General features: G+C 46.4%; 14 protein-coding genes. 11 read left to right on the top strand and 3 right to left on the bottom strand.

Features of this window, described 5'->3' with window-relative positions; all coding sequences use genetic code 11:
* Positions 1 to 12: 12 nt before the first annotated feature.
* From AB1K83_RS08910 to AB1K83_RS08895, 4 genes are read left to right on the top strand one after another with little or no spacing between them, the layout of a single operon-like run.
* On the top strand, positions 13 to 1,206 hold the full coding sequence (locus tag AB1K83_RS08910; RefSeq protein ID WP_413057834.1) for an acyl-CoA dehydrogenase family protein: 1,194 nt from the start codon (positions 13 to 15) through the stop codon (positions 1,204 to 1,206).
* A gap of 21 nt (positions 1,207 to 1,227) precedes the next feature.
* Positions 1,228 to 2,391 carry an acyl-CoA dehydrogenase family protein gene (locus AB1K83_RS08905; protein ID WP_413057833.1) on the top strand — a complete coding sequence of 388 codons (1,164 nt, stop codon included), beginning with the start codon at positions 1,228 to 1,230 and terminating at the stop codon, positions 2,389 to 2,391.
* Between the two features lie 27 nt (positions 2,392 to 2,418).
* Positions 2,419 to 3,897 (top strand): aldehyde dehydrogenase family protein, encoded by a 1,479-nt coding sequence (locus AB1K83_RS08900; protein WP_413057832.1) that lies wholly within the window; start codon positions 2,419 to 2,421, stop codon positions 3,895 to 3,897.
* Positions 3,898 to 3,938: 41 nt separating this feature from the next.
* Positions 3,939 to 5,681, top strand: coding sequence for an AMP-binding protein (locus tag AB1K83_RS08895; protein ID WP_413057831.1), 1,743 nt, complete (start codon positions 3,939 to 3,941; stop codon positions 5,679 to 5,681).
* A 139-nt stretch (positions 5,682 to 5,820) separates the two neighbouring features.
* Here AB1K83_RS08895 and AB1K83_RS08890 read toward each other — a convergent pair whose 3' ends face one another.
* Positions 5,821 to 6,771 (bottom strand): YsnF/AvaK domain-containing protein, encoded by a 951-nt coding sequence (locus tag AB1K83_RS08890; RefSeq protein WP_413057830.1) that lies wholly within the window; start codon positions 6,769 to 6,771, stop codon positions 5,821 to 5,823.
* A 287-nt stretch (positions 6,772 to 7,058) separates the two neighbouring features.
* Here AB1K83_RS08890 and AB1K83_RS08885 point away from each other — a divergent pair, with 287 nt between their 5' ends.
* The 4 genes from AB1K83_RS08885 (at position 7,059) to AB1K83_RS08870 (ending at position 10,925) form a co-directional block, all read left to right on the top strand.
* Positions 7,059 to 7,592: a helix-turn-helix domain-containing protein gene (locus AB1K83_RS08885; RefSeq protein ID WP_413057829.1), complete on the top strand. Its 534-nt coding sequence runs from the start codon at positions 7,059 to 7,061 to the stop codon at positions 7,590 to 7,592.
* A gap of 14 nt (positions 7,593 to 7,606) precedes the next feature.
* The gene (locus tag AB1K83_RS08880; RefSeq protein WP_413057828.1) at positions 7,607 to 8,578 is read left to right on the top strand and encodes an alpha/beta hydrolase; all 972 of its coding nucleotides are present in this window, start codon (positions 7,607 to 7,609) and stop codon (positions 8,576 to 8,578) included.
* Positions 8,579 to 8,580: 2 nt separating this feature from the next.
* Positions 8,581 to 9,342 carry a YhfC family intramembrane metalloprotease gene (locus AB1K83_RS08875; protein WP_413057827.1) on the top strand — a complete coding sequence of 254 codons (762 nt, stop codon included), beginning with the start codon at positions 8,581 to 8,583 and terminating at the stop codon, positions 9,340 to 9,342.
* A gap of 167 nt (positions 9,343 to 9,509) precedes the next feature.
* The gene (locus AB1K83_RS08870) at positions 9,510 to 10,925 is read left to right on the top strand and encodes a vWA domain-containing protein (RefSeq protein WP_413057826.1); all 1,416 of its coding nucleotides are present in this window, start codon (positions 9,510 to 9,512) and stop codon (positions 10,923 to 10,925) included.
* Between the two features lie 84 nt (positions 10,926 to 11,009).
* Here the strand turns inward: AB1K83_RS08870 and AB1K83_RS08865 are convergent, their stop codons facing one another.
* Positions 11,010 to 12,206 carry a coenzyme F420-0:L-glutamate ligase gene (locus AB1K83_RS08865; protein ID WP_413057825.1) on the bottom strand — a complete coding sequence of 399 codons (1,197 nt, stop codon included), beginning with the start codon at positions 12,204 to 12,206 and terminating at the stop codon, positions 11,010 to 11,012.
* 118 nt (positions 12,207 to 12,324) lie between these two features.
* Between AB1K83_RS08865 and AB1K83_RS08860 the strand changes: the two genes are divergently transcribed.
* The 3 genes from AB1K83_RS08860 to AB1K83_RS08850 all read left to right on the top strand — a co-directional run bounded on the left by AB1K83_RS08860 (position 12,325) and on the right by AB1K83_RS08850 (position 14,142).
* A complete protein-coding gene (locus AB1K83_RS08860) occupies positions 12,325 to 13,212 on the top strand; it encodes a LysR family transcriptional regulator (RefSeq protein WP_413057824.1) in 888 nt (295 codons plus the stop codon).
* Between the two features lie 211 nt (positions 13,213 to 13,423).
* A complete protein-coding gene (locus AB1K83_RS08855; protein WP_413057823.1) occupies positions 13,424 to 13,864 on the top strand; it encodes a hypothetical protein in 441 nt (146 codons plus the stop codon).
* A complete protein-coding gene (locus tag AB1K83_RS08850) occupies positions 13,852 to 14,142 on the top strand; it encodes a DUF2653 family protein (protein ID WP_413057822.1) in 291 nt (96 codons plus the stop codon). The genes AB1K83_RS08855 and AB1K83_RS08850 overlap by 13 nt, the downstream gene beginning before the upstream one ends.
* A gap of 224 nt (positions 14,143 to 14,366) precedes the next feature.
* Here AB1K83_RS08850 and AB1K83_RS08845 read toward each other — a convergent pair whose 3' ends face one another.
* Positions 14,367 to 16,040, bottom strand: coding sequence for an ABC1 kinase family protein (locus AB1K83_RS08845; RefSeq protein WP_413057821.1), 1,674 nt, complete (start codon positions 16,038 to 16,040; stop codon positions 14,367 to 14,369).
* Positions 16,041 to 16,165 lie beyond the last annotated feature (125 nt).

Below are 16,165 nucleotides of genomic sequence, written 5' to 3'. Positions count from 1 at the left end.
GGATGTGAGTTCATGGATTTCACTTTTACGGAACAAGAAGTGGATTTCCGGCAGGAATTACGGACCTGGTTGGAGGAACATTTGCCGGATGGTTGGTTAGCCGGCAACCGGGAATTGCCGCAAGACAAAGAAGAGTACTCCCAATTTCTACGACAATGGCAACGGACTTTATACGAAGGAGGCTGGGCCGCCATATCTTGGCCGAAAGCGTATGGTGGCCGGGATGCCACGTTGATGGAAGAAATTATTTATCATCAGGAAATGGTGCGGGTTCAATCTCCTCCTCTTGTGAACTATGTCGGGATTCATATGGTGGCGCCGACCTTGATGCAAATGGGGACGGAGGAACAAAAGCAGCAGTACATCGAAAAGATCCTGACGGGTGAACATGTATGGAGCCAAGGGTATTCGGAGCCGAATGCCGGGTCGGATTTAACAGCCATCGAAACGACAGCTGTGAAAGACGGCGATAAATGGGTCATCAACGGCCAAAAGGTATGGACGAGCTTTGCCCATTTATCGGATCGCTGTTTCCTGCTCGCTAAAACGGGCCAATCCGAAAAGAAGCATGAAGGGATTACCGTCTTCCTGCTCGATATGGATCAACCGGGGGTGGAAACGCGCCCTATCATTCAAATGGATGGCAAGCAGGAATTCAATGAAGTCTATTTAACGGATGCTATCGCTTATGACTCGGATATCGTGGGAGAAGTCGGCAAAGGCTGGGCGGTGCTCATCGCCCTCATGCTGCATGAGCGGTCCGGTATCGCCGCACAAGTCTTCACCTTGGAAAGACAATATAACGATCTTGTCGATATGGCAAAAGAAGTGAAGATTGACGGAATGCCGCTAGTGGAGGACCCGTTCATCCAGGATAAAATGGCGAGTTTGTATGCACGCATCCGTGGTGCCCTCTTGACCTATTACCGGAACATCACCCATACCTTGAAAAATGGGCGGCCGGGACCCGAAAGCTCCTTGGATAAACTGCTCGTTAGTGAACTGACAAAAGAACTGTTCGACTTCGCTGTTACCATCCAGGACCATCATGGAGTGCTGGTGGAAGAGGATGCGTTGGCTGGCAAAGCGTGGCAAGAAGGTTTCTTGAGCTCATTTGGCGTCACGATCGGCGGAGGAACAAGTGAAGTTCAACGGAATACGATCGGTGAAAGAATACTCGGGCTGCCAAAAGACTTGGGCCGTTAAGGGAAGGAGAGGTGAATCTGTATGGATTTTTCATTAAGTGAAGACCAGGAGCTGTTCCGTGGAACCTTGAAGAAGTACTTGAATCATGTAGGCAGAACAGACGTGGCACGGGAGTTCATCAAAGGAAATACAACAGTCGCCGAGGAAGTGTCAGCCGGGTTAGCCGAGCTCGGCAGTACAGCAATTCCAGTGTCCGAGCCATATGATGGACTGGGGTTGGGCCCATTGGATTTAATTCCCTTCTTCGAAGAGACAGGAAGGGCCCTTGTGCCAGGCGTCCACGTGGAAACATTGGCCTTGGCCGTTCCTTTATTAGAAAAGTACGGAACTGAGGCACAAAAGGAAAAATATTTGCCTGAAATTGCAAGCGGTTCCATAACCGCAACGCTTGCTTGGTTGGAAGCGGGGAAAAGCTATGATCCCGATGGAATTACATGTCGGGCCCAGCAGGACGGGGACGATTTCATTATCGATGGCGTCAAGACGCTTGTTCCTTGCGGGGATGTTTTTCTCGCCTTGGTGCGGACTGCTGAAGGGAGCAAAGGAGAAGGGCTTTCCTTGATTCTAATCGAACAGGTCGAGGGCGTTTCGATGCGAAAGCTGAACGTGCTAGATGAAACCCAACATGTCGTGGAATTGACGCTGAATCAAGTGAAAGTACCGCAGTCGCAAGTGGTAGGGGCAGTGGGCGATGGATGGAACATCTTACAAGATGGCCTGCTTTCGTTCAATGCGGCGTTGAGTTCCTCAATGGTCGGGGCAATGGACGAAATTGTTTCGATGGCGGCAGAGTATGCGAAAATCCGGATTCAATTCAACCAACCGATAGGCCGTTTTCAGGCGATCAAGCATCGGATTGTTAATATGAAATTGGATTTGGAAACGGCCCGTTCACTCAGCTATTATGCAAATTGGGCGGTCGAAAATCAAACGGATGACCGGAAGGCTGCTGTTCACAGTGCCCGATCGTTCAATACAGAAGCGTTCATCCGTCTGGCATCGGATAATATCCAGATTCATGGAGGGATTGGATTCACTGAAGAAATCGATTGCCATTTGTTCTTAAAACGGGCTCGTTACTACCAAAATTACTTGGGATCCGTCCGGAAATCTCGGGGCCATATTGCGGAAGGATTGGATTGGTCAGCTAAGAAAAGCGAACGGGACGTTGTGTCGATAGGGTAACCGCCATATAAAAAAGGAGGAATTTCATTGACAATCGCAACGGAAATAAAGGAGTATTACAATTTAATAGATGGCAAAGTAATCCCCGCTACTACAGGTGAAACAGTGGAAAGTACCAATCCCGCAACGGGCAAAGCGTGGGCCAAGATTCCAAAGAGTAAGCAGGAGGATGCGGAGGCGGCGATTCAGGCAGCAAGAAAGGCATTTCCGGGATGGAAGGCCTTGCCTGCCAGTGAACGTGCCGACTATTTGCGCCGTGTCGGCGATCTGATTGGTGAACATGGAGAAGAGTTGGCTGCATTAGAAACGCAAGATAACGGCTGGGTGATCCGGGAAACGACATATGGTTTGATTCCTGTCTTGCAACAATTATGGGTGGACGCAGCCGGGGCAACCTCTGTTGCCAGTCGGGGCGAAACGATTCAAGTCGGTCCGACGAGTTTCGGATACACGCTTCGCGAGCCATTAGGCGTTGTCGTCGGGATTGCCCCATGGAATGCTCCCCTTTTCACTTTTACGATCAAAGCGGCATACGCACTTGCTGCGGGTAATACGGTCGTGATCAAACCGTCTGAACAGGCAGCCGTCTCCTCCTTGCGCTATGCGGAGCTGCTCAATGAAATCCTCCCACCGGGCGTGGTCAATGTCGTTTGTGGATCGGGGAGGGAGCTGGGTGATGTGTTAGTCAGCCACCAAGAGGTCAATAAAGTGAGTTTGACGGGTTCGGGAGGGACTGCCCAAGCGATTGCCAAAGCCACCTCGAGTCGACCGAAGCCTCTCATTTTGGAGCTCGGAGGAAAGTCTGCGAATATCGTGTTCGAAGATGCCGACTTGGATAAGGTGATTGACGGCATTACAATTGGAAGTATATTCACGGGCAATGCCGGCCAAATTTGTGTGGGCGGTTCCCGGATTTTGATTCAACGGTCAATTTTTGATGAAGTCGTCAAGCGGATGAAAGAGCGGATGACAGATACGACACTTAATAAATTAGGTGATACGATGAATCTGGAAACGACGATGGGACCAATTGCGACAGCCTCCCAATACGAACAGGTCCGGTCTTATATTGAAATCGGCGTGAAAGAAGGGGCTGAAATCATCTTTGGCGGCCGTCATGGCGGGGATGTTTTAATTCCCGATCAGGCGGATATGGCGGAAGGGTATTGGATCGAACCGACGCTATTGAAAGTGGAGAACAATACGAAACGAGTTTGTCAGGAAGAAATATTCGGTCCCGTGGCAGTCGTCATGCCTTTTGACACGGAAGAAGAAGCGATTGAACTCGCCAATGACACGGCATTCGGGTTGGCAGCAGGCATCTGGACAACTAATCTGAGTCGGGCCCACCGGATGGTCCAAGCGATGGAAGCCGGAAACGTCTGGGTGAACACGTATGCCCGCGTGGGAGCGGACTTACCGTTTGGTGGCGTGAAAGCCAGTGGGCAAGGGACGGACTCGGCATTGGAGTATACGTATGAGAAAGCTTGTGTCATTGAAATGTAAGAGAGGAAGCAGCCACTTAAAATAGATGGGGGCGGTGAAATTTGAAAGTTGATATGACGAAGGACAGAAATTATGATGAAGCCATGCCGGAGGAAATCGAGATTCCGAATGTGCCCGTCAGCGCCATATTAAAAGGGAGCGTCAAACAGTTCGGGTCGCAAGTCGCTTATATTTATCGCGACCATCGGATTACGTATGAAGAGATTTATAAAGAATCCTTCCGTTTTGCGAATGCACTGCGGGAGATGGGCATTGGAAAAGGGGCGGTCGTTTCCACGCATTTGCCGACCTGTCCCCAGTACATCGCTGCCTATTATGGAATTGTGCTGGCCGGCGCCACCTATTCCCCGATCAATCCTTATCTTCCGCAGGCTGATTTGCTGTTCCAGCTCCTTGATTCCGATACGCAAGTCGTGATCACACATGAAGCGGTGGCGGATGCGGTCCGACAGGTGATGGACCAGACCGAGTTGAAAAGAGTTATTCTTACCGGAGACCAGGAAATGTTCTCAAATGACAATCCGGTCGACCCATCGTCCTACGGGGAGGCTTGGAGTAGCTTCGCGGCCTTGAAAGCCGCCAACAGCGAAGAGGAATTCGACCCGGGGATTGATCCGGAAAATGACTTGGTGCACATCGCCTATACAGGTGGAACGACGGGGAGCCCGAAAGGTGTCATGATTACGCATCAAAATTTGGTGAGTAACATCGCCCAAATTGCCGCATGGACTGCGGGTTGCCTGCCACGGGTGGAAGAAGACGGTGCCCTGCTGTTTGTTCCGGTTGAAAAGGAAGAAGCCAAATACATTGATAAATATTTAATCTCATTCGGTAAGGAAATCCGACTAAGCCCTTCCCCGCTATTCCATATTACGGGGGGCATCGGTTTGATTGTGTCGCCTATGGCTCAAGGAGCGACGACTATCTTGCCGGACCGTTTCGAACCTGCTCAATTCCTGGAATTCATCGAGAAATATAAAGTGTCCTCTATCAATGGAGCACCTGCGATGTGGAATGTCTTGATGAATAGGCTGGATATTGAGACATATGATTTTTCTTCCGTACGGAATGTCAGCTCAGGGGCGGCCCCGTTGTCTAGAGAAGAAATGAAAAGACTGTTAACTACGTTTCCCAATGCACGAGTCGGTGAAGGATATGGGCTAACAGAAGCAACTGCCTCTGTCGCAGGGAGCGTTTGTATAAAAGGGGGCATTTCTAAACTCGGCACTGTCGGATTGCCAACGTACAATACGGAGATTAAGGTCGTATCTGCGGATGGCATTAGTGAGGAGCCCTTACCTGCCGATCAAGGCGGAGAAATTTGCATCCGGGGTCCACAGGTGATGAAAGGCTATTATAAAAGGCCGGAAGAGACGGCAGCGACGATTAAAAACGGGTGGCTGCACACGGGAGACATTGGCATTATCGATGAAGACGGCTATTTATCCATTATCGACCGGAAGAAGGATATGCTCATCTATAACGGCTACAATATTTATCCGAGCCGGATTGAAGAGATTCTTGTGACGCACCCGGATGTCATGAATGCTATTGTCATCGGTAAACCGGCAGCAACGGTCGGGGAAATCCCAAAAGCGTTCGTCATTTTGAAAGCGGGGGCGACTGTTACTGAACAGGAGATGCTGGAGTTTATCAATACGCGGGTCGTCCACTATTCCAAAGTCCGTGAACTGGAATTTGTCGACGAATTTCCGATGACTGCGGCAGGGAAAATATCAAAAGTCGCATTGAAGAAAATCGAACTTGAGAAAATGCAGATGTGAAAATGAAAGAGTGAACAAAGTGGTTTATTATAAAAAGATATAGAGATCCCTAGAATCGCAAATCGGATTTTAGGGTTTTTTTCGTCCAATCGAAAAACAGGACTGCCCTTTTTGGACAGTCCTGCTTTAAATTAAGGTCTTATAGGTTGTCCCATTTGGAACGAGTTTCATCGAACACGCCATCCACTTCGACATCTCCGTCACGTTCCAAACGGGCTTCCTCGCGTTTCACTGTGTCTTCCACCGTCTCCATACGTTCCACATCCCGCTTACTCACGACGATTTCCTCGGTCACGACCGGTTTCTTCGTCACTTCCAGACGTTCTTCGGTAATCGGGATATGAATGGACTCATCATCCTCCATGATGTTGGCCCGACCTCGGTAGACATCCCCATCCATGACAGGGCGGCGCTCCACCCGGACCTCTTCATGCGATACCGGTACATCCATGGATTGACGCTCTTCCACGACATCCTTCTCCAAGGAGACATGCCCCGTTTCCACGTCACGTTTATTCACCTGAAGGCGCTCCTCCCGAAGAAGCATCCGCTCTTCATCGGTCATTCCATAGCTAGGAGGCGTCTCATAGTCGGTACGATCCAGTAAGGCCTCCGCGCCCACTCGTCCAAGTTGGCTTGTATCGATACTATCGGTATCCATATCGTCTGCCATGTAAGTGCCGCTTCGTTCTATATTCGGATTCATGCCATGATTGTGGGCACTGAAATACTCGCGGTCCCCTTCATACAGTCGATAGGCTTCCCCTTCATCGACATACAACAACAAGGCACCGTTGTTAATATCATTCGTATATTGTCTAGCCTCGACCTCATCGATTCCCAAACGGTCGAACATGCTCCAGACATGGTCTTCCCCGCTGATGAAATTCATGAAACGGTCCAGCCACGTTTCATGGGCTGTCTCCACTTCCGCGGATGTCCGGCTGCGTAACATCGATAGATTCGTCTCATCCTTGGCAATGACATACATATTATCTTCAGAATAGCCTTCTGTTCGAAGTTGATCCATTTTATCCATTAGCGCTGATTCACTATGAAACAATCCGACAAAACGTTTCTCATTTTTCATCCTAACATCCTCCTTCATTATTTTGCTTACACCTTCTATTTACCCCGGGATATTGCAATAAATCTTACATTATGAAAAGAGTTGTAATGTTTATGTTAATTCTTTGTAATAAAGAGGAGGATTCTGCGGTCAAAAAAGAAATACGATCTCAGACGAAAATATTTCCAAAAATTGTTGACAAGTGGACGTTTATTTATTATTATCAAAATTGATAAAGGTTAAAGACCTTATTTTATTTAGCTGAACCATTATCATTTTCGATAAAGGTGATGGTGAAAGGAGTCAACATGAAGAATTCTAAATCGGATGTCATTCTGCATCCGGTACGAATGCGAATTATACAGACATTGATTAATGGTAGAAAACTAACAGTTCAGCAGATTGGGGAAAGGCTTCAGGATGTCCCGCAAGCGACTCTTTATCGTCATTTAAAAAAATTATTGGATGCGAATGTGATTGAGGTGGTTGGAGAATATCCTGTAAGAGGCGCCGTAGAAAAAGTGTATTCCTTGCCTGAAGCGTCGGCTTCTATTTCTGTCGAAGAATTTTCTGCATGGTCGGCGGAGGAGCATATGGATGCCTTTATGAGATTCATGGTAACGGTGCTGGCAGACTTTGAACGATATGTTCACCAGGAGGAGTTCGATTTGCTACGAGACGGCGCGGGCTACCGGCAAATGACCTTTTACGCATCCGATGAGGAATTAAGGGAATTTACGGAAACGATGAGAGCGGAATTTATGAAGTTGCTGGGGAATGAAGCTACAGAACAGAGGCGCAGGCGGACGATGACAACCATCGTGACGACAGAAAATAAGTAAAAGGAGCGGATTGTATGGAGTGGGAGAATCAACAAGTGATGTTTGGAAACGTGGCCATGTTAAGGGGTACCCTGACAATTCCAATAACGGAGAACGGTTCTTTGCCGGCCATTCTACTATTGGGAGGTTCGGGAAAATTAAATCGGGACGGGAACGCCATTCGGGGGAAATTCCAATTTAATATTTATCGGGAATTGGCGGAGCATCTTTCTGAAAGGGGCTTTGTCACACTGCGCTATGATAAGCGAGGAGTCGGACAAAGCGAAGGGATTTTCGAAACATCTGGACTTTGGGACGCGGTCAACGATGCAGAACAAGCACTGGAATTTTTAGCAGGCCATCCGAAAGTGGATCCAAACCGTTTGATCGTGTTAGGGCATAGCGAGGGGTGCATTGTAGGGACTGCATTGAATGAAAAGCGCCCCGTCAACGGCTTGATCTTTTTATCGGGAGGCGGAGCCGGTCTAGAGGAGAGCTTAGCTTATCAACGTCAACTGTTGTATGAAGAAATGAAGAAGGAAACAGGTTTGAAAGGCTTCCTCATTGATAAATTGAAGACTGTCGAGAAGAGCGAAAAGAAAACACAAGATCTGTATGCAAAGTTGTTTTCAACTGACAAGGATCTCATCCGGTTATACGGGTTCATTAAAATGCCGGCCAAATATTTCAGGGAGCATTTTGCGTACGATATGATCCAGGGGCTGCAAAAGATTGCTTGTCCGGTTTTGGCCATAGACGGGACAAAAGACTTCCATACAAGTTTCGAATATTTGAAGAGGTTTCCGGAACATGCGTCAGGGAGTGTCACTTGTGTCGTCATCGATAACATGGACCACGGCCTGAAGGAGCAGTTGAAGCCGATGTCCATATCAAACTTTAAAAAGGATTATATCCAAAACATTAGCAAGCCGATTCATCCACAACTGCTTCATCATCTGGACACCTGGTTGGGCGAGCATAGTCACCTGGTAAAGGAGACGATTTAATTATGGTCAGCCATACAACCATCATTTTCATGTTTGTGCCCATCGTTTTTTCGTTTTTATTATTCGGAGGGCTGATCCTTTTTTATAGGAAAAGAACGGGCATCTCCGTAAAACCTTTGATTCTAGGAAGTGTCGGGTTCATTGTCTTCACTCAAATTTTGGAGAAGGTATTGCATGTCATCGTTCTGATGAATTTCCCAAACTATGCGGATTATCCCATCCTATTCGGAATATATGGGGGCATGGCCGCCGGCATTTTTGAGGAGCTTGGCAGATTTGTTTTGTTCACATGGCTATTGAAGAAATACCATGATTACAAAGGAGGAATCTCTTTTGGTATCGGGTGGGGCGGCATCGAGGCGGTGCTGCTCATGCTGATGGTCATGGTGCCGAATATTCTATTCGCTTTTCTGATTAATGCGGGTTCGCTGGAATCTACGCTGGGAGGCCAAGTGCCAAGCGACCAGTTGGCTGGCATAAAGGAAACCGTTCTGACGCAAGGTCCTACTTTCTATCTGCTTGGTACTGTCGAACGTTTCTTTGCAGTGTTCATGCAGATTGCTTTTAGTTTGATTGTCCTGCTAGGTGTAATCAAGCGTAAATTCAGCTATGTGATGTACGCTGTTCTCCTTCATGCTGTAATCGATTTCCCGGTAGCTTTATATCAAGTCGGGATCATTAGTATATGGGTAGTAGAAGGTTATTTAGCCATCCTCGGTCTCTTGGCCATGTTGTTTATTAAGAGGGTTCGTTCAGCATTCTAAAAAGGTTTATCGCGTCTTAGGCCAATACCCACGGCCTGGGCGTTTTTTATTTTGGCTAATGTGCAATGCACACTGATGCCTTTCTCATAGGGCTAAAATAAGGAACAAATTCTCAGAAACTCCTTTGCTTTCAATACGTAAATAAGAATATGAAGGAGGGGATGACGATGTTTCAAATAAAGAGCATACATACATTATTGCCTTTGGTTTTCATCAGTCTGTTTGTCACAGGGTGCCAGGAAAAGACGGATCCAAATGGAGAACCCGTGGCATCGGCCGAGATAGAAGAAAACGAGAAGGATACGCAAGGTGACATTCCTGTTGCCGCAACGGACATAGAGGGAATGCTCGCACAACAGCCTGGAAAATTGGTGCAAGCCCATATGGACCCTGAGATCGAGGCGGCACGGACGGTTAACTTTACACAGTACATGAACTACTACGACAAGACATTCACGGAAGTCATGGAAAAGGAATTGCCTTCATACTTCCAAGAACAGAAAGATCTAGACAGTGATCAAATCTATGATTATCTGGTCTACCAGTTAGGTTCGGGACAGTATCAAGCTTATTATGACCAGCTGCTTGCCATCGAGCATGGCTTTGAAATGCCGGAATTGCCCGAGGGACAGGATGAGATCGAAATGGTGAAAAGATCGAAAACGAACGTCGTCATTTTAATGGATGCGAGCGGCAGTATGAAGGCTGAACTAGCAGGTGTGTCCAGAATGAAACTGGCTAAGGAAGCTATCGAGAAATTCACAGAAGAACTGGACGATGAAGTTCACGTTTCCCTTCTAGCTTACGGCCATAAAGGGACCGGCAACCAGTCCGATCAGCAGTTGTCCTGTACAACCATTGATGCGGTCTACCCATTGAGCCCATACAACCAAACCGATTTCCAAGGGGCTTTAAATTCATTCCAGGCAAGCGGATGGACGCCGTTGGCAGGAGCAATCGAAGAAGCGAACAAGATACTAGAGCCGTATGGAAATGGAGAGTATCGGAATATTGTGTACATCGTCAGTGACGGGATTGAAACTTGCGGCGGCGATCCGGTAGCGGCAGCGAAACAGCTGAATGAAAGTAATATCGAAGCCAAGGTCAACATCATCGGGTTCGATGTAGACGATGAAGGGCAAAACCAGTTGAAACAAGTGGCCGAAGCCGGTGGCGGCAAGTATGCGACCGTTCGGGACCCATCCGAGTTTGAAGAAGTCCTGTTGAAAAAGTGGAAGCCGAGCATCTTCCAAGTGATCGGACAGCAAGGCGTGAAACTTCATGAATCAGTCCACTTTAAGGAAGATCTTATCAATACCTATAGTCTGCTGACCAATCTCTCCGATCGGGAGTCGATCCGAATCAGCGATGCAGCCTACCTATTAAAGCGAAGCGAATTGATTAGTGAAGAGAATGCCCAAAGAGTGATAGATCGTTCGAAGGAAATGAAAGAGCTCCGCAATACACATTTTAAAGAAATCGTGGAGCAAAAAGAAGAAGAAGCTGACGCCGCTGAAAAGGAAATCGATCAAAAAGTCAATGAATGGAAGGAAAAATGGCGCAACGAGCTGGAAAAAGATTGAGTTTGGTGACAGGCACCAAAACAAACAAAAAAACTCAAACAATCATGTTTGGTTCAATACATGATTGTTTGAGTGTCTGGCACCTTATTTCGTATAGTTATCAAAATACCCTTGAATGAACACAATCGGTGTCCCTTTGTCGCCGCTGCCCGAAGTCAGGTCGGAGAGCGAGCCGATGAGGTCCGTCAATTTTCGAGGAGTGGTCCCTTGGGATTCCATTGATCCTACAAGGTCATCCTCTTTATTTTCAATAAAGTCAGCGATTGCTCTTTTTAAATCCTCCCCGCGGAGGTCGGCAAAGTTATTATCCGCCAAGTATTTCAATTTGATTTCGTTTGGCGTACCATTCAAGCCTGCCGTGAAGGCTGGAGAGACAACCGGGTCTGCTAGCTCCCAAATTTTACCTACTGGATCTTTGAAAGCTCCATCGCCATAGACCATGACTTCGATTGTCTTTCCGGTTTTCTCCAACAGCATTTGCTGAATATTGTCAACGATCGGCTGGCAGTCACGAGGGAAGAGTTTAATGTTGTCTTCTGTCGCTTTGTTGGAACCGAGCAAGCCATATTCCTCGTTATAGCCGTTGCCATTCACTGGCTCTGCCAAAATGTTATCCAAGCTATAAATTTTCTCTGCGCCGTTTTCTTTCAAGATCCGTTTTGTTCTAAAACGAGTATGGATATCGCAAGTTAGTACACTTTTTGTATATTGTAGGATGGTTTTTGCATTATTGGAGAAGATGACTTCACATTCGATGCCCTCTTCTTCCACAATTGATTTATAATATTCGATGTAATCGACACCCGTAAAAGTATGTTTATTGTATCCGAAATGTTCACGGAATTCCTTTTCCGTTAACACATCAGTCCATGGATTGACTCCCTTTTCGTCGAGATGATCAATCTCCACCAAATGGTTGCCAACTTCATCCGATGGATAGCTAAGCATAAGAACGATTTTTTTAGCTCCTTTGGCGATCCCTCGGAGACAGATGGAAAAACGATTTCGACTTAGAATCGGGAAGATGACACCGATTGTATCGTCTCCAAATTTTGATTGAACGTCTTGGGCGATGTCGTCCACCGTTGCATAATTGCCTTGAGCCCGGGCGACAATGGATTCAGTGATGGATACGATATCCCGATCATTGAATGAAAAACCTTCGACTTCAGAAGCTTTCAGCACACTATCCACGACAATCTCTTCGATGTTGTCGCCTTTATTAATAATCGGACAGCGCAGACCCCTCGAAACAGTTCCCACGACTCTTTCTTTTTCCAATATGATCGCTCCTTATAGCTGTTAACATTAATTTGAACACTATCTATATGTACTATACAATGGATCCATGGTATAAGTAAAATTAATATATCTTATAATGGCCATAAGGAGAGTTTATATGGTAAGTAAACTGGATTTATACCGTGTATTTTGTGTCGTAGGAAAAAGCGAGAGTTTCTCCAAAGCGGCCGTCGACTTGTCAATGACGCAACCGGCCGTCAGCCAGGCCATCATGCAGCTCGAGCGGGAATTGGACACCCGCCTTTTCAATCGGACGCCTAAAGGAGTCACGTTGACGAGCGATGGTAGTCTGTTATTTGAATACGCAAATTCAGCCCTCAACTTGCTCGATACGGGCGAAAAGAAGATTTTGGAGATAAAGAATCTCATGGCGGGGGAACTGAAAATCGGGGTAGGAGATACGATTTCCAAGTTTTTTCTTCTGCCTTATCTCGAAGCGTTTCATACCCAATATCCCAATATTAAATTTAAGATCGCCAATGGGACAACTGCTGAAATTATCGCATTCCTGAAATCAGGAGACGTGGAGATCGGCATCTGCAATTTTCCGATCGATGACCCTACTTTAGAATTCGGTCCCTGTATCGAAATACAGGATACCTTTGTCTATGGGGAAAAGTACAGAAAGATTTTATCCAAACCTGTGGATTTTGAAAAATTGGTCAAACTGCCATTAATCTTTTTAGAATCCAACTCGAACTCCCGCAACTATGTGGAAGACTTCCTCCTATCTCAAGGAATTAAAATCGCACCCGAATTCGAACTGGGATCCCATGAACTATTATTGGAATTCGCGAAAATCAATCTGGGAATCGCCTGCGTAACAAAGGAATTTTCCATGGACTATTTGAACCGGGGTATCCTTCATGAAGTGCAACTTATCAAAGAAATACCGAAGCGCCATATAGGAGTCTGTTATGTTAAGACGGTCCCACTCTCTTCGGCTTCCACGAAATTTGTTCAGATGATTGAAAATAAAAAATAGGTCACAGGACAGCATTAAAGCCTTTATTGTGGTTTCATCCTACTAGAATCAGCATAAAGGAGAAAATATAGACAACTATGTGAAAAAAGTAGAAAATAATGAAAAAAACTAATAAAACCTGCTATTTTTATTTTGATTTTTAACGTAAATAGAATATGATTAAATAGAAGGTTCTTACAACCGAAACTCAACGAACAATGGAGGATTTGAATTGAAAAAACTCATTGCTGCTTTACTCGCCATTACTCTGATTCTTTCCCCTGCCGGAAACTTCTTATTTCAAGACAATATGATTACCGCAGAGGCAAAATCCTATAAATCCGGTAAGAAAGGCTTTAATGCCCCTAGTAAACCGGCGCCTTCCAAGATTGAAAAGAAAAAAGACGATTCCACCGTTCCGAATAAGACGACTAATACACCGAACGGTAAAGGCGGGTTCTTCTCCGGCGGCTTGATGAAAGGTTTATTCGTAGGTGGACTTGCGGGTCTGCTGTTCGGTAGCTTGTTTGCCAATATGGGTATGTTAGGTTCCATTCTAGGATTTGCCATCAATATGCTCGCCATCCTTTTCTTAATTTTCCTGATCCGTAAAGTGTTTACTTTACTGGTAGAGAAAAAGAAGAAGGAAGATGTCAATCCATGGAGAAGCTGATCATTCCCGAACAGGATATTATTAATGCCGTCTGCGTGCTGATGTCACGCAAAGAGTTTATGGAGCCCGAGGACATAGAGGTGGAACTTCTGTACGACGATGTAAATGGCTATTACGCCGAGGCCTTTGCGAACGGAGTGAAACATAATTTGCAGACGTATCATCTAATTGAAGCGCTGCGTTCTTGGCTAAAGGATTTCTTGAATATCGATCCGTTTGCTGCAGGGATTCAGCTGCAAATCGACGAAGAACAAGGTATGATTGCTGTTATTCATTAATAAACAAGAGAGGACTGTCCACCATGGGCAGTCCTTTTTTCTTTGCTTAGGAAACTATAAAATCTTAGCCTGTGGATAATCTACTAAGCCAGAGTGGTTCCGTCTAGGCTCCGGGCGCCAGAGGCTCGGGGTCATAAGTCAAAGCTGCTCTGTGGCAAAAGACGCCACGCCGCATCTTCGTCTTATGCCTGTCGCCTCTAGGCAGGCGCCCTACGCTTTTGTTCCTACATCCGACCCGAGCGGAATATCGAGATAATCAAATATAAAAACATCAATGTAGCGATGATCGAACCAGCTTCGATGACAGGCAGTTGCCAGAGGAGCTCTTTTTGGCCTGCGATTGCAGAACCGATGATCAGGCCAACCATCAATATGCTGAATGCCAACAGAATGATACTGAAGGAAAGACGGTTGCTGATTTGATCGAATCTCCGCAAAATCACTTTCACTTGCTGGACATTGATATCCAACTGCAATTTTCCGCGTTGGATCGTCTGCGTCACCTCTTTCACATCCCTTGGCAAATGAAATAGAATATCTACATTTTCCACGAGTTGATGCCATGATTTCTTGGCTAATCGGACGGGACTATATCGCTCGAGAAGCAATTTTTCTCCGAACGGTTCAACTGCTCTCATCATATTGAAATTGGGAACTAATGAAGAAATATTATTTTCCAAGGAAAGAATCGCTTTGCCAAGCAAGGTGATGTCGGAAGGGATTCGGATATGATGACGGTAGGCGACTGCAAACAATTCGACCAAAACTTCTCCCAGATTCAATTGCTCAAAAGAGGTGTCATAATAATTCCATTGCAGATCGTCCAGGTCCCGCTCCAACTCACCGATATCAGTTTCCACGGATAAAATCCCCATGTCGGCAAATGTCTTAATCATCCCTTTTGAATTCCCTTTCCGCAAATGAATGATCAGCGAGGCAAGATGGTATTTCATCTCTTCGCCAAGCCGACCGACCATCCCGAAATCGATATAAGAAATGACATTATTAGGAAGGATGTACACGTTGCCCGCGTGAGGGTCGCCGTGGAAGAACCCATGATCCAACACTTGATGGAACATGGAATCGACGAGCCGTTCGGCAATTAATTCCCGATCATAGCCTTCCTTGGCCAACCGTTCCACTTGCGTTACTTTAATCCCTTCGATTCGTTCCATGGCGAGGACTTTTTTCGTCGTCATTTCCCTATACGTCTTCGGGATATAAATGTGGGGCTGGTCAATGAACTGTTTGGCAATTCGTTCCCCATTCCGGCCCTCAATCGTGTAATCAAGTTCCTCCCGTAGCGAACGAGCCACTTCACGGACCATTTGGCGAACCCGGTATGGTTTGGCCCAAGCCGTATTTTCCTCCAAGAAACGAGCCAATTCATCTAAAATTGCCAAATCTGTTTCGATAGTTGATTGGATATCGGGCCGTTGCACTTTGACGGCAAGCGGCTCACCCGTCGGCAAGGAGGCGAGATGCACTTGGCCGATCGACCCCGCTGCCAATGGCTCATCATCGAAATCGGCAAAGAGATTTTCGAGTGTATCATTTAATTCAGACTCAATGATTATTCGGACTTGATTGAAGGGGAACGGCTCGACGTGATCTTGCAGTTTCTCAAGTTCACGTGTGATTTCAGGAGGAATCAGATCACGCCGAGTGCTCGCAATTTGCCCGAATTTAATGAAAGTCGGCCCCAATTCCTGTAGAACTTGTCGAAGTCGAACTCCGATATTCTGTCTGTTTATATCCCATTCCTCATCGGTTGGCCGCACTCGGATGTCCCGCTCCGTCAAACCGAGCCGGAACAGAAAATGACTGAAGCCATTTCGTAAAAACGCATTGATAATTTCTTGATAGCGTTTCGTATGTTTGATCTTGTCGCGTAACAATGGAATCCCTCCAATCGGAAATACCAGTTTTGCAGTGTCCAAGGACATTGAGGAAAAGACGTTTAGCCCTGTCGGTAAACATATTTCAACTGGTCGCTTTCTGTACAATACCCGAACGGAAGAAA

Source organism: Sporosarcina sp. 179-K 3D1 HS, from assembly GCF_047228905.1.
In the GTDB taxonomy this organism is placed as follows: domain Bacteria; phylum Bacillota; class Bacilli; order Bacillales_A; family Planococcaceae; genus Sporosarcina.
Note: the sequence above shows the minus strand (reverse complement) of the source record. Positions and strands in the feature narration are given on the sequence as shown.

Coding starts and splice junctions, on each gene's coding strand:
- AB1K83_RS08850 (WP_413057822.1), top strand. CDS start 13,852: ATGGAGAAGCTGATCATTCCCGAACAGGATATTATTAATGCCGTCTGC.
- AB1K83_RS08910 (WP_413057834.1), top strand. CDS start 13: ATGGATTTCACTTTTACGGAACAAGAAGTGGATTTCCGGCAGGAATTA.
- AB1K83_RS08880 (WP_413057828.1), top strand. CDS start 7,607: ATGGAGTGGGAGAATCAACAAGTGATGTTTGGAAACGTGGCCATGTTA.
- AB1K83_RS08885 (WP_413057829.1), top strand. CDS start 7,059: ATGAAGAATTCTAAATCGGATGTCATTCTGCATCCGGTACGAATGCGA.
- AB1K83_RS08905 (WP_413057833.1), top strand. CDS start 1,228: ATGGATTTTTCATTAAGTGAAGACCAGGAGCTGTTCCGTGGAACCTTG.
- AB1K83_RS08860 (WP_413057824.1), top strand. CDS start 12,325: ATGGTAAGTAAACTGGATTTATACCGTGTATTTTGTGTCGTAGGAAAA.
- AB1K83_RS08870 (WP_413057826.1), top strand. CDS start 9,510: ATGTTTCAAATAAAGAGCATACATACATTATTGCCTTTGGTTTTCATC.
- AB1K83_RS08890 (WP_413057830.1), bottom strand. CDS start 6,771: ATGAAAAATGAGAAACGTTTTGTCGGATTGTTTCATAGTGAATCAGCG.
- AB1K83_RS08875 (WP_413057827.1), top strand. CDS start 8,581: ATGGTCAGCCATACAACCATCATTTTCATGTTTGTGCCCATCGTTTTT.